13 protein-coding genes and 2 tRNA genes are annotated in these 12,226 nt (G+C 68.9%); 9 read left to right on the top strand and 6 right to left on the bottom strand.

Translation table 11 applies throughout. The annotated features are described in order from the left end of the window. Positions 1-74: 74 nt before the first annotated feature. Entirely contained in the window at positions 75-380 is a 306-nt protein-coding gene (yidD, locus tag RPIT_RS10990; RefSeq protein ID WP_077343173.1) for a membrane protein insertion efficiency factor YidD, read from the bottom strand. 147 nt (positions 381-527) lie between these two features. Next, positions 528-603: transfer RNA gene (locus tag RPIT_RS10985), tRNA-Arg, on the bottom strand. A gap of 122 nt (positions 604-725) precedes the next feature. Here RPIT_RS10985 and RPIT_RS10980 point away from each other — a divergent pair. From RPIT_RS10980 to RPIT_RS10955, 6 genes are all read left to right on the top strand, one after another. Further along, positions 726-1,007 carry a DUF2249 domain-containing protein gene (locus tag RPIT_RS10980; RefSeq protein ID WP_077343171.1) on the top strand — a complete coding sequence of 94 codons (282 nt, stop codon included), beginning with the start codon at positions 726-728 and terminating at the stop codon, positions 1,005-1,007. Then, positions 1,000-1,458 carry a hemerythrin domain-containing protein gene (locus tag RPIT_RS10975; protein ID WP_077343169.1) on the top strand — a complete coding sequence of 153 codons (459 nt, stop codon included), beginning with the start codon at positions 1,000-1,002 and terminating at the stop codon, positions 1,456-1,458. The genes RPIT_RS10980 and RPIT_RS10975 overlap by 8 nt, the downstream gene beginning before the upstream one ends. Then, positions 1,418-2,524 carry a hypothetical protein gene (locus RPIT_RS10970; protein WP_143028184.1) on the top strand — a complete coding sequence of 369 codons (1,107 nt, stop codon included), beginning with the start codon at positions 1,418-1,420 and terminating at the stop codon, positions 2,522-2,524. The genes RPIT_RS10975 and RPIT_RS10970 overlap by 41 nt, the downstream gene beginning before the upstream one ends. Then, entirely contained in the window at positions 2,521-5,115 is a 2,595-nt protein-coding gene (locus RPIT_RS10965; protein ID WP_077343167.1) for a multicopper oxidase domain-containing protein, read from the top strand. Before RPIT_RS10970 ends, RPIT_RS10965 begins: the two co-directional genes overlap by 4 nt. A 112-nt stretch (positions 5,116-5,227) precedes the next feature. Further along, positions 5,228-6,604, top strand: coding sequence for a UTP--glucose-1-phosphate uridylyltransferase (locus RPIT_RS10960; RefSeq protein ID WP_077343165.1), 1,377 nt, complete (start codon positions 5,228-5,230; stop codon positions 6,602-6,604). Beyond that, positions 6,597-6,944, top strand: coding sequence for a hypothetical protein (locus tag RPIT_RS10955; protein WP_077343163.1), 348 nt, complete (start codon positions 6,597-6,599; stop codon positions 6,942-6,944). The genes RPIT_RS10960 and RPIT_RS10955 overlap by 8 nt, the downstream gene beginning before the upstream one ends. Positions 6,945-7,434: 490 nt before the next feature. On the opposite strand, the gene RPIT_RS10950 is transcribed toward RPIT_RS10955, so the two are convergent. From RPIT_RS10950 to RPIT_RS10935, 4 genes are all read right to left on the bottom strand, one after another. Then, positions 7,435-7,803: an MscL family protein gene (locus RPIT_RS10950; RefSeq protein WP_077343161.1), complete on the bottom strand. Its 369-nt coding sequence runs from the start codon at positions 7,801-7,803 to the stop codon at positions 7,435-7,437. Positions 7,804-7,942: 139 nt separating this feature from the next. Next, positions 7,943-8,560, bottom strand: a complete 618-nt coding sequence (locus RPIT_RS10945) for an SAF domain-containing protein (protein ID WP_077343159.1) — start codon at positions 8,558-8,560, stop codon at positions 7,943-7,945. 105 nt (positions 8,561-8,665) lie between these two features. Next, positions 8,666-8,935, bottom strand: coding sequence for an FmdB family zinc ribbon protein (locus tag RPIT_RS10940; RefSeq protein ID WP_077343157.1), 270 nt, complete (start codon positions 8,933-8,935; stop codon positions 8,666-8,668). 113 nt (positions 8,936-9,048) lie between these two features. Next, the gene (locus RPIT_RS10935) at positions 9,049-9,624 is read right to left on the bottom strand and encodes a 5-formyltetrahydrofolate cyclo-ligase (RefSeq protein WP_077343155.1); all 576 of its coding nucleotides are present in this window, start codon (positions 9,622-9,624) and stop codon (positions 9,049-9,051) included. A 17-nt stretch (positions 9,625-9,641) separates the two neighbouring features. On the opposite strand from RPIT_RS10935, the gene RPIT_RS10930 reads away from it, so the two are divergent. The 3 genes from RPIT_RS10930 to RPIT_RS10920 all read left to right on the top strand — a co-directional run bounded on the left by RPIT_RS10930 (position 9,642) and on the right by RPIT_RS10920 (position 12,214). After that, positions 9,642-10,934, top strand: a complete 1,293-nt coding sequence (locus tag RPIT_RS10930) for a molybdopterin molybdotransferase MoeA (RefSeq protein WP_077343153.1) — start codon at positions 9,642-9,644, stop codon at positions 10,932-10,934. 69 nt (positions 10,935-11,003) lie between these two features. Continuing rightward, entirely contained in the window at positions 11,004-11,762 is a 759-nt protein-coding gene (locus RPIT_RS10925) for a hypothetical protein (RefSeq protein ID WP_077343151.1), read from the top strand. 376 nt (positions 11,763-12,138) lie between these two features. Beyond that, a tRNA-Ala gene (locus RPIT_RS10920) sits at positions 12,139-12,214 on the top strand. Positions 12,215-12,226 lie beyond the last annotated feature (12 nt).

The raw sequence follows: 12,226 nt of genomic DNA, 5'->3' as shown, positions 1-12,226 counted from the left end.
CAGCGTTCGGTTTCCGCGACCCATCTCACTTGCTCAACTCGTGGGAACCGGGCCCTGACGGCTCCCGCGCTGAGTCAGAAGCGGAACGGGATGGGGATACCCCCGCAGCAGCAGACGCCCTGGACCGCCTGCGGCCCGGACCTCAGCGTCGACGCGGCCCTGGCGCAGGCGGCGAACTGAGCCACCGTCGGCACGAATCCGGCGACAAGACCCTCATCCGCGACGATCGCCCGGATCACCGCCGAGCACGAGCGCGTCCCGCCGGCGGCGAGGTGCGCGCAGGTGAAGCCCTTCCGCGGTGAGAGGCGGCGTTGGTATAGGTCGATCGCGGCGACAACGCCCCGTCGCGGGGTCGTGAGGATGGCTGCAAGCGAGTTCATGCACCGACTCTAGACCCGTCGGCGGAGAGCGCGTTGAGCAAGTGAGATGGGTCGACGCCGCGACTCGCCGGGATGACAACGTTTCCGTTCGTTGAGCCATCTCATTTGCTCAAGTCATCGCGGCCCGCAGGCACGCGGCCGTTGAGGTGGCGACCCCGGTTGGATTCGAACCAACGACACCCGCTTTAGGAGAGCGGTGCTCTATCCCCTGAGCTACGGGGCCAACCCGTGCAGGATACCCGGGGATCGACTGCGCGCGCATCCCGGGCCGGGACCGCCAGGGCGCTGGTCCGCTAAGGCGACCCCCCAGGAATTAAACAAAAGATTGGTAGTAATATCTCCTGCATGACTGAACTGAATCTCACCGCCAAGTCCGGCTGCGGCTGCGGCGGCCACGACGAATCCCTCCCCGAGCTGGATGCACGTGTGATCCCGCACGCCGTCCGCCACGCCGCCATCCACGGCGTCGTCGACTCCCTCCAGACGGGCTCCGCGTTCGTCCTGGTGGCGCCCCACGATCCTGTTCCCCTTCTGCGTCAGATCAACGACCGTCACGGGGACAACATCGCGGTCAGCTACGTCCAGGAAGGTCCCGAGGCCTGGAAGCTCAAGCTCGCGCGTGTGTAGCTACTGCGGCTGCGACTCCATCACCGTCATCGGGCGGTTCATGGAGGAGCACGTAGAGATCATCAACGCCTGCGGCGACCTACGCCACGCGGTCGCCGACGGCGGGGATGTGCCGGGCGCTGCCGCAGCGCTCGGCGCTCTGCTGGGCCCCCACACCGCGTCAGAAGAGGTGGGCCTGTTCGCCGTCATGAAGCGGCGCGATGAGTTCACCGACCACGTGTCGACGCTGTGTGGGGAGCACCGGTCCCTCGACGAACTGCTGGCAGCTATCGCCGACGGCGAGCACGAGCTCATGGAGTCGTTCGAGAAGGCGCTGCGCGACCACATCCACAAAGAGGACAACGGACTCTTCCCCGCCGCCGCCATGGGGCTGGACGGCGAGGAGTGGATCGAGATCGATCAGGTGACCCATGACCACGACCACGCCACCGGCACGGTCCACCACCACTGAGCGAGCTGGGGACACGGCTCGGCGGCTGAGGACGGGACTGGTCCTGCTCGCCGGAGTGTCGCTCCTCACGGGCCTCAACGCCGGTCTTCTCAGGCTCGGTGTGTGGGCCCCCGTCGCCTCGACTCGGCTGGGGGATCTCCATGGGCCGGTGATGGTGCTGGGCTTCATGGGGAGCCTCATCGCGTTGGAGCGGGCCCAGGCTCTGCGGAACCCGCTCGCCTACCTCGCGCCCGCCCTGCTGGCGGCGGGCTCGGTGGCCCTCATCGCGGGGGCTCCGCTGCTGCTCGGCAAGCTCCTCCTTCTTGACGGCGCACTCGCCTTCACTGCTGTCGCCATCGCGCTGTGGCGCAGAGCGCCGCTGGGACTCGTGGCGGCTCAGGCCGTCGGCACTGCCTTCGCAGCCCTCGCGGCCGGTCTCTGGTTGGTGACCGACCTCGCCGTCATCCTTCCGCTGCTCGCCGCGTTCCTCGTCATCATGATCGCCAGCGAACGCGCGGAGCTCGCTCAGCTGACGATGGGGCGACGGGCGGTGCCCGCGCTACTCGCCGCCACCGTCGTGGTCTCGGCGTCGGCGGTGGCGACCTTGGTCGCGCCCGACTGGGGCGCGAGGGCTCTCGGGCTCGGCTGCCTACTGGTGGCGGTCTGGCTGATCCGGGACGACGTCGGGCGCCGCATGATCCGCAGCACCGGGTTGCGGCGGTTCAACGCCGCCGCCCTTCTGCTGGGCAACCTGTGGCTCGGCGTGGCAGGCGTGGTCTGGGCCGTCGGTGGGCAGCCGTCGGCGTCAGGTGCCTACGACGCCGTCATCCACGGCGTCTTCCTCGGCTTCGGGATGAGCATGATCATGGCTCACGCCCCTATCATCTTCCCCACAGTCCTCGGCCGACCCCTGCCCTACCGCCCCGCCATGTGGGGCCCCCTCGCCCTCCTGCACCTCGGCATGGCCACCCGGCTGACGGGAGGCCTGGCCGCAATCGCCCCGCTCTACAGACTCGGAGGAGTCCTCACCGTGCTGTCCGTCCTCGCCTTCGCGATCACCGTCATCTACTCCGTGGTGAAGCGGTGAGGCGCGGCAGGTCGCTCCGCGACTACGCGCTCGTCTTCTGGCTGGTGGCCGCGGGCGTCGTGGCCATCGCCCATCAGTGGGTGCCGGAAGCCACGTGGCTGATGGTTCATCTCGTCGCGCTGGGCGCCCTGACCCACGCAGCGATGGTGTGGAGCGCCCACTTCACCGCCGCGCTGCTGAGGACCAGGCACGACGACGACGCCCGCAACCGGCACAACCGTCGGTTGGGTGTCCTGGGGCTCGGGTCCCTCCTCGTCCTCGTCGGGGTGCCGATTGCCCAGTGGTGGCTGGTGCTGGTGGGCGCGCTGCTCGTGACCGCGGCGGTCGTCTGGCACGCGACACTGCTCCTGGCGGACCTTCGGCGGGCCCTGCCGGGGCGGTTCCGGATCTGTGTCCGCTACTACGTGGCGGCCGCCGCGTGTCTCCCCGTCGGCGCTGGCTTCGGCACGGCGCTGGCCTGGGGGCTGGACAGCAGATGGCACGCGAACCTGCTGGTGGCCCACACCATGACCATGCTGCTCGGCTGGATCGGGCTGACCGTCGTCGGGACGCTCGTCACGTTCTGGCCCACCGTGCTGCGCACGCGGATGGACGACCGCGCCGAGGCTCTCGCCAAACGCGCGCTGCCACTGCTCATAGGGGCGCTGGCAGTCGTCATCGCCGGCTCGGTGGCGGGCTGGCGGCCTGCCGCAGCGCTCGGCATCGCGGCCTACGCGGCCGCCATCGTGTACTGGGGGCGCAGCCTCGTCGCCCCGCTCCGCAAGAGCCCGCCGAAGGAGTTCGCGTCGGCGTCCATCGGTGCGGCGGGCGTGTGGGCGGTCGTCGGGCTCGTGGCAACCGCCGTGCACGTCCTGCGGGCCGACGACCTCGAGCTGGCGTCCGGCTATCCACTCATCGCGTCGGTATGGGTGGTCGGGTTCGGCCTGCAACTCCTCACAGGAGCGTTGAGCTACCTGTTGCCGTCGGTGCTCGGCGGCGGGCCGCGCGTCGTTCGCGCGGGGGCCCGGCATTTCGACCGGTGGGCCACGGCACGACTCGTCGTCATCAACGCCGGCCTGCTGCTGTGGCTACTCCCGCTCCCCGGCTGGATCCGCGTGACGGTGTCGTCGACGGTGCTCCTTGCGCTGCTGGTCTTCGTCCCGCTGCTGATCGCCGGGATCCGCGCCTCGGTGGCGGAGCGGCGGCGTGCAGCCGCAGGCGAGCCGGCGGCCCCTCACGAGCGTCCCAACGCGATGACCGGCAGCGGCCTCATGGCCGGCGTGGCGGCGCTGGCGCTGGCCGTCACGGTGGGGTTCGGCATCGACCCCGGAGCGGCGGGCATCGCCGCCCCGGCGCCGCCGACCTCCGCCGTCGCGCCGTCGGGGGAGACGGTTCGGGTGGAAGTCTCGGCGGTCGGCATGAGCTATGAACCCAACCGCATCGAGGTGGACCAGGGAGACCGGGTCGTCGTCGTGCTGACCAACGAGGATCCGACGAACGTCCACGATCTCGCGGTCGGAGCCTCGCGCACGCCACGGCTGGCCCACGGCGAAACAGCCGAGCTCGACCTCGGCGTCGTGGGGGAGAGCCTCGAGGGGTGGTGCACCGTGGTGGGCCACCGGCAGATGGGGATGACCCTCGACGTGGTGGTGCGCGGTGCGGGAGAAGCCCCGCCCGACGACGCGCCCGCGGCGCACGAGGGGCATCAGCCCGCGCACGGTGACCCGAGCGCGAGGCTCAGCTCCGTCGTCGATCCGGTTGCCCCTGCTCTGCCGAACGGCACTGTCCACCGGCACGAGTTCAGGGTCACGGAGGTGCCGCTCGAGGTCGCGCCAGGCCTCTGGCAGCGGCGCTGGACGTTCAACGGGGCGTCGGTGGGGCCCACCCTGCGCGGCAAGGTGGGCGACCGGTTTGAGATCACGCTCATCAACGACGGCACGATGGGCCACTCGATCGACTTCCACGCCGGAGCCGTCGCGCCGGACGTGCCGATGCGCACCATCGCCCCGGGGGAGAGCCTCGTCTACACGTTTACGGCGGAGAGGGCGGGCATCTGGATGTACCACTGCTCGACGATGCCGATGAGCGCCCACATCGCGGCGGGCATGCACGGTGCGGTGATCATCGAGCCCGCCGAGGGTCTGCCCGAGGTGGACCGGGAGTATGTGCTCGTGCAGTCCGAGGTGTTCGCCGACGACGCCGCGAGCGCGGAGGACGCCTCCGACGTCGACGCAGACGCCGTCCTGGCCGAGCAGCCCGACCGTGTGGTGTTCAACGGGGTGGCGAACCAGTACGACCAGCAGCCGTTCGCCGCGCGGGTCGGCGAGCGGGTCAGGTTCTGGGTGCTCGACGCCGGACCAAACCGGCCCACGAGCTTCCACATCGTCGGGGGGCAGTTCGACACCGTCTACCGCGAGGGCGGGTACGTGCTGCGAGACGGCGTCGATCCGTTCGGCAACTCAGGGGGCGGATCGCAGGCGCTGGCCCTGCAGCCAGCGGAGGGCGGTTTCGTGGAACTCACGTTCCCGGAGGCCGGCCACTACCCGGTGGTCAGCCACATCATGGTCGACGCCGAGCGCGGTGCGCACGGGATCGTGCGCGTCGAGGAGTAGCCATCTCTCGCCACGGCCGGCGCGCGTCGGGGTTTGAGGGAAGAGGAGGGGGTCGTTGCGGCCCAGCCCACGGCGGCTAGGATCGGTCACGGTCACACCGAAGGGAGCCACCATGTCCAAAGAAGGCCTTGCCGCCGCCCGCGCGAAGATGGAAGAGGCGGGAGTCTCAACGCCGGCGATCGAGGTGTTCACGCGCTTCTACGAGCTGCTGGAATCCGGCGAGACCGGCATCATCCGCGAGGACTCCATCGAGCCGCTGCTGGACCCGCCGATGCTCGCCGACGTCGACATCACCGATCTTCAGGCGCGCGAGGCGATCCAGAAGACCGTCATCATCAAGCTCAACGGCGGGCTCGGGACGTCGATGGGTCTCGACAAGGCCAAGACTCTCCTCGAGGTGCGCGACGGCAACAACTTCCTCGATCTCCTCGCCCAGCAGGTGCTGGCCGCGAGAGAGCGCTACGACGCGCGCCTGCCGCTGCTGCTGATGAACTCGTTCCGCACGGAGGCCGACACCCTCGACTACCTCTCGAAGTACCCCGAGCTGCCCGTCGGTGACCTGCCGCTGAGCTTCATGCAGAACCAGGAGCCGAAGCTCCGAGCCGACGACCTGACCCCGGTCGAATGGCCCGCCGACCCGACGCTGGAGTGGTGCCCGCCGGGTCACGGCGACCTCTACCCGGCGCTGGAGGGCTCCGGCGTCCTGGACGCGCTGCTGGAGGCCGGGTTCCGCTACGCCTGCGTGTCGAACGGCGACAACCTCGGCGCCGCGCCCAACGCCACCATCGCCGGCTGGTTCGCGCAGTCCGGAGCTCCCTACGCGGCCGAGCTCTGCCGTCGTACCATCAACGACAAGAAGGGCGGCCACCTCGCGGTGCGCAAGTCCGATGGTCAGCTGATCCTTCGCGACACCGCCCAGACGGCCAGCGAGGAGATGGAATTCTTCACCGACGAGCACCGGCACCCGTTCTTCCACACCAACAACCTGTGGTTCGACCTGCAGGTGCTCCGGGAGACGCTCACCGAGCGTGGCTCGGTGCTGGGCCTGCCGCTCATCCGCAACGAGAAGACGGTGGACCCGAGCGATTCGTCGTCGACCCCGGTGATTCAGGTGGAGTCGGCTATGGGAGCGGCGATCGAGGTGTTTGAGGGCGCGACTGCGATCTGCGTCGGTCGGGACCGGTTCCTGCCGGTGAAGACCACCAATGAGCTTCTCCTGCTGCGCTCCGACGTCTACGAACTCAACGACGAGGGGCGCCTCATCGCCCGCACGTCGAGCACCCCGGAGATCGATCTCGACTCCCGGTACTACAAGAAGGTCGACAAGTTCGAACAGCGCATCCCGGTGGCGCCGTCGCTACGCCGTGCGACGTCGCTCAAGGTGACCGGGGACTGGACGTTCGGGCCGGGCGTCAAGGTTGTCGGTGACGTCACGCTGCCCGACGAAGGCGAGGGTCAGCAGGTCCCTGCCGGCACCACCCTTGAGTGATGACGCCGCGCTGGCCGAGGCGCTGGGCCAGGCGCTGACGGGGGAGCGGTTGCAGCTCACCTCGCCAGCGCTGTTGGAGGGCCAGCTGGCGGAACTCGGTTACGACCGGCGTCGGCTTGGGGAGATCCGCGCCCGGTGCCAGGAGGTACGCGCGGCTTGGCCGTTCGACGTCGGCCCTGACACTCGGCGTGCGATCGGGTTCGCCCGCTTCGACGCGGCGTTGGCGGAGGCACGCTCGGCGCTGGGCCTCGACGGACTCCGCCCGACCATGCCCACGGTGCGGCCGCTGGACCGCGACGATCGGCGTCTCACGGAGGATCGACCCCCGCACTGGGGCTGACCCATGCTCCCTGAACTTGGCGCCTCGTGGTCCCTGAGCTTGTCCTCCGTGGTCCCTGAGCTTGTCGTCCTCGTTCCCTGAGCTTGTCGAAGGGTTACGGCCCCGACCGTGGTCACCGCCCTTGTGGTCGAGGGCGGCGGGAGGGATCCGGTCGTTACCCTTCGACGGACGCTCGCTCGTTCCTCGCGAGCTGCTCAGGGACCACCCTTCGACGGACGTTCCTCGCGCTGAGCGCTCGTCACTGCTCAGGGTTCAGGTCCCTGAGCTTGTCGTCCTCGTTCCCTGAGCTTGTCGAAGGGTTACGGCCCCGACCGTGGTCGCCGCCCTGTGGTCGGGGGCGGTGGTAGGGGTTCGGTCGTTACCCTTCGACGGACGCTCGCTCGTTCCTCGCGAGCTGCTCAGGGACCGATTGACGGACGGACGCTCATAGAGGAATAAGCGAGGGGCGCCACCCAACGGGTGATGCCCCTCGCCGATGCTTGCGAACGACTCAGAGAGCGTTGCGGCCGCGGAGCGAGTCGCGGATCTCCTCGAGGAGCTGCTCCGACTTCGTAAGGGCGGGGGCTTCCTCGACGGACTTGTCGAAGCGCTCCTTGGCCTTGGTGTAGGGCAGGACCACGCCGAAGTAGATGATGGCGGCGACGATGAAGAACGCCACGAGCGCGGTCAGGAACGCGCCGACGGAGATGCCGCCGGGGTTGTAGGAGGAAAAGTCGGGGGTGCCGCCAAGCTTGCCCAGGAGGTCCATGAACATGGCGGTGAAGGTCTCGACGACCTTGGCGAACGCGGCGGCCATGACGAAGGCAACGGCAAGCTCAATGAGGTTGCCGCGCATCAGGAATTCTTTGAAGCCCTTCATGTGGCTCAACTTTCTGTGGATCCGCAAGGTGCGGTGATTGGACCCGCGACTGCGGCGGCAGCGCGGGATGCCGCGCTGGGCGCGGCGGGGCCAGGCCCCCGCGGAAGTATAACGTTCAAATAGAGTGGTGGCCACTCGCTCAGCCACCTCCGAGGATGACGCTGAGCTGTCCGGTCTGGCCCATGGCGGCCACACGAGGGGCCTGATCGACGGGCACGTCCACGAGCACCAAGCCACCGGCGCCGCCGCTTCCCACCGATAACACGCCCGGTTGCGACTCTGTGGGAAGCGCAGCGATGCGCGCGAGATCGGTGATCACGTCGGCCGAATCCATGCCCACGGCGACGAGAGTGACCGCATCGCCTGGCCGCAGCAGGGTCAGCAGCCGTGCGTCCGGCAGCGTGATGGGTACCGCGGCGCGCCCAGCTGACACCTCCTGGCCGCTCGCGAGGAGGCCGTCCTGCAGCACCGTGCCACGGCTGAGGCCCACGGCGACGGCGCGCCCGACTACGCCGTCGTCGCTGCTGAAGGCGCCAAGGGGGAGGGCGCTATCGGGGATCTGGCGCATCTCCACGTGCTCGGCCGAGATGAGTTGCCCTGCGGTGAGGTCAACCGCGAGGGTTACGACAGCTCTCGTCTCGGGTGCGGGTCGGGCGACCCACTGGGCGATCGTGACGACGCTGGCCGCAATCAGCACAGAGCCGATCAGCCGACGGTGCCACGAGACGAAGGTGGCTGCTGAACGAAGAGGGCGCACACCGCATTCATCGTCACCGGTGGCGTCGGTTTCCCCTTATCCACAGGAGCGCGTCGAAAAAAGGCGCTGTCAGCGAACCCAGGCAGCGCTCACGTCAGGACCGGGTCAGGCCGACTTCGCCTCAACCTTGGGGGCTTCGGTCTTGGGGGCAGCCTTCTCGGCGGCGGGGGAGGCCGACTTGGTACTGGCGGTCTTGGACTTGCGGGAGTCGGTCGCGTAGAAGCCGGAACCCTTGAAGACGACGCCGACGGCGTTGAAGACCTTTCGCAGCTCGCCGTCGCAGTCCGGGCACACGGTCAGCGCGTCGTCGGTGAACTTCTGCACGACCTCAAGGTCGGTGCCGCATTCGGTGCAGCGGTACTGGTAGGTAGGCATTGGTGTCCTTGCGTCTCGAGTCGCAGCCATGATAGACGCGCGCGGCCCACGGCCCAAAGCAGGCAAGAAGCGCCTCGCGGGGCCGGCGGCCGCGCATGGCGACCGTCGCCGGCTCACGAGTCTTTGAACGTCGCGCCAGCCTCGGTGATGTAACCGTCCACCGCGACGTCGTGCGGCTCGGTCGGCACGGTGTCGAACACGTCCGCCTCTCTGACCAGCGCGATCACGGCCGCGTCTGCGGTGCGGTGGAGCAGCGCGCGGTCGTACCACCCGCCGCCGGTGCCCAGTCGCGAGAAGTCCCGCCCGATCGCCGTGCACGGAACGAAGATGAGGCTCGCCGAGGCGAGCGCAGGGGCTCCGAGGCGCGGCCCTGTCGGTTGCGGGATCCCGCCCCAACCGACCGCCATCTCATCCCAGCCGCCGAATTCGGCCCAGTCGACGGCACGTCGGATGACGGGCAGCAACACGCGCCATCCCCTCCGTGCGAGTTCTGTGATGAGCTCGCCCGTCTCCGGCTCCGCGGCCCGGGACGCGTAGAGAGCGACGGTCGCCGTCGGTCGTGCGTCCGCGAAGTTGAGGGCCGAGCGGGTCATGGCGCGGCTGACCGCGCTCCATTCGCCGTCGGTGACTCGCGAGCGGGCCGCCGAGACACGGCTCCGCAGCGAGTCCTTCTGGGCGTCACTAGGCATTGGCCTATCGTAGAAGCATGGCTTGGTTTGGTCGCAAGAAGCAGGACGACGACGTTGTAGAAGAAGAGATCATCGAGGAGCCCCGACTCCCGGAGCCTCCCGCGGCCGACGCGCAGGGCCTGCGCAGCGTGGCGGACCACACCGCCTATCTCCTCGAACTGGTCGAACCCCTCAAGCCGTTCGGGATGTCGCTGCTCGAAGCCTGGGATCAGGTGATGTGCGAGGACATCGACTCGATGATCAACGTACCGCCGGCTAGCACCGCCAAGGTCGCGGGCTACGCCGTGCGCGCCTCTGACCTGCTCGACGACGAGGGCCACCTCGCCCCGCCGCTCGCCATCGTCGACGCCGATGTCGACCACCTCCCGGCTGATGCGGCCGTCGTCGTGGGCGCCGGAGATGTCCTGCCCCGGGGCGCCAACGCGGTGCTGCCGTCGTCGTTCGCGGCGGTCGAGGAGAACCACGTCCGCCTGATCGAGAAGGTGTCGGCGGGCGAATACCTCCGCGCCGCCGGTGAGCACCTCCGTCAGGGCACCCGGCTGCTGAGCGAGGGAGACGTCCTCGGCGAGCGGGCCATCGGTCTCCTAGCCAGCGCCGGCGTTGACAAGGTCCTCGTCCGGCCTCGCCCCAGGGTCGTCGTCGTGAGTTCGGGGGAGCACCTGGTGGAGCCGGGGGCCGAGATCCGCCACGGGGACGTGGCTGACACCAATTCCTTCATGATCGCGGCGGCGGCACGCGCGATCGGCGCGACGGTCTTCAGGGTGGCGGTGCACTCCAACGATCCCGACGCCATCCGCGAGGCCATCACCGACCAACTCATTCGTGCCGATCTGGTCATCTCGACCACCGGCGGGCGTCGCGAGGACTATGAGACCGTCGCGTCGGTCATGCGGGACCTCGGTCTGGTCGACTCCGTCGACGTGTTGATGACGCCGGGCCGCACCCAGACCTTCGGCCTCATCGGCGACGAGCGGGTGCCGATGTTGATGCTCCCCGGCAACCCCGTCAGCGCCTACGTGTCGTTCCACGCCTTTGCCCGCCCTCTCATCCGTCGGCTCATGGGTGCCCGCACGGAGCACCGTGCGGTGCGTGCCATCGCGTCCGGCACGCTGCGCTCCCTGCGCGGCCAGATGCACCTCCTCCGGGGCCGCGTGTGGAGCGAGGGGAGCGTGCGCCACGTGGAGCAGGTGTCTGCTCCCCATGCGCTCACGGAACTGGCGCGCTCCAACGCACTCATCGTGCTGGACGACGGAATCGAGACCGTTCGCCCGGGTGAAGCGGTGAAGGTCTGGCTCATCGAAGAGGAATGAGTTCAAGGCGTCCCCCGACTCGCCGGGGTACGACCTGAAAATTACGCCGATGTTGTTTACGGTGGTGCCGTGCTCGCCGGAATCCTCATCGCCATCGTGGTCGTCGCTGGAATCGCAGTCGCCCTGCCCTGGGTCGCCGCGCAGAAGCCCGCAGATGTGGAGCTCGAGTCCGACCCGGCCGAGCGCTTCGCCGATTCGATGCGGATCATCCGCTCCGACATCACCGACTACGTGGCCGAGCAGGATGCGGCGGAGGTCTCCACCCCGCTGACCCGGCGTGCGGAACTCAACGAGCTCCGGCTGATCGCCAAGCAGGCCGCGAAGCGTCGCCGCACCACGGTGCTGCTGCTGCTCACCGCCCTGGTGGTGGTCACCGTCCTGAGTGCGCTCTCGATCACCCCGTGGTGGTCGCTCGCCATCCCGGGCACGCCGCTGATCGCCTTCCTTGCGGTGGCGCGGTTCACCGTCGTCGCGATGCACCGCAGCCTCGACGCGAGGGCCGCGGCGGTGCGCGCCGGCTACGACGACGCGGAGGACACCACCACAATCGACCTGTCGGCGCATGCCGAGACCGAGGAGTTCGAGATCTCGGTGGACCTGACGATGCCGACGACGATGGGCGCCCTCTGGGATCCGATCCCCATCACGCCCGCCACCTACGTCTCGCAGCCTCTGCTGCCGCGCACCGTGCGCACGATCGACCTCTCCGCCCCGGTCGCCAGCGCGCCGTTGGTCCCCACCGCCGACCACCCCGACGCCGTACTCGACGACGAGGAGACCCTCGGCGCGCCGATCACCGAACTCCGCCCCCGCGCGGTCGGTGAGTAGCGCCCCCAGCCGATCGGTCTCCTGAGCTGAGCGACGGGCGTCCGTCTCCCTCAGTAGCGTCTTTCCGATCTGGCCCATTCCGTCTCCTCAGTAGCGTCCCGAACTGGCCCATTCCGTCTCCCTCAGTAGCGTCCCGAACTGGCCCATTCCGTCTCCCTCAGTAGCGTCCCGAACTGGCCCATTCCGTCTCCCTGAGTAACGGCCGCGAGGGACGAGCGGCCGTGTATCGAAGGGCTGGTGAGACGACCGCTGTCCTTGGTCCGCGACGCCCCGCGTCGTGCGCTCGAATCGATGCTCGCTAGCTGATCTCCTGCTCGACGACGCCAAGTGGAACCCTCTCTGGCGTGGTGCTAAACTCATCGTGCTGATTCAGCATGGGGCTATGGCGCAGTTGGTAGCGCGTCTCGTTCGCAATGAGAAGGCCAGGGGTTCGAATCCCCTTAGCTCCACCATCGTCCGTCCTG

Origin of the sequence: Tessaracoccus flavus, from assembly GCF_001997295.1 — a bacterium.
Taxonomy (GTDB): domain Bacteria; phylum Actinomycetota; class Actinomycetes; order Propionibacteriales; family Propionibacteriaceae; genus Arachnia; species Arachnia flava.
This window is presented reverse-complemented; position numbering and strand designations above follow the sequence as displayed.

Excerpts from the sequence above, each read along its gene's own strand:
- yidD (WP_077343173.1), bottom strand. The coding sequence starts at position 380 with ATGAACTCGCTTGCAGCCATCCTCACGACCCCGCGACGGGGCGTTGTC.
- RPIT_RS10935 (WP_077343155.1), bottom strand. The coding sequence starts at position 9,624 with ATGCCTAGTGACGCCCAGAAGGACTCGCTGCGGAGCCGTGTCTCGGCG.
- RPIT_RS10950 (WP_077343161.1), bottom strand. The coding sequence starts at position 7,803 with ATGAAGGGCTTCAAAGAATTCCTGATGCGCGGCAACCTCATTGAGCTT.
- RPIT_RS10960 (WP_077343165.1), top strand. The coding sequence starts at position 5,228 with ATGTCCAAAGAAGGCCTTGCCGCCGCCCGCGCGAAGATGGAAGAGGCG.
- RPIT_RS10980 (WP_077343171.1), top strand. The coding sequence starts at position 726 with ATGACTGAACTGAATCTCACCGCCAAGTCCGGCTGCGGCTGCGGCGGC.
- RPIT_RS10930 (WP_077343153.1), top strand. The coding sequence starts at position 9,642 with ATGGCTTGGTTTGGTCGCAAGAAGCAGGACGACGACGTTGTAGAAGAA.
- RPIT_RS10970 (WP_143028184.1), top strand. The coding sequence starts at position 1,418 with ATGACCACGACCACGCCACCGGCACGGTCCACCACCACTGAGCGAGCT.
- RPIT_RS10940 (WP_077343157.1), bottom strand. The coding sequence starts at position 8,935 with ATGCCTACCTACCAGTACCGCTGCACCGAATGCGGCACCGACCTTGAG.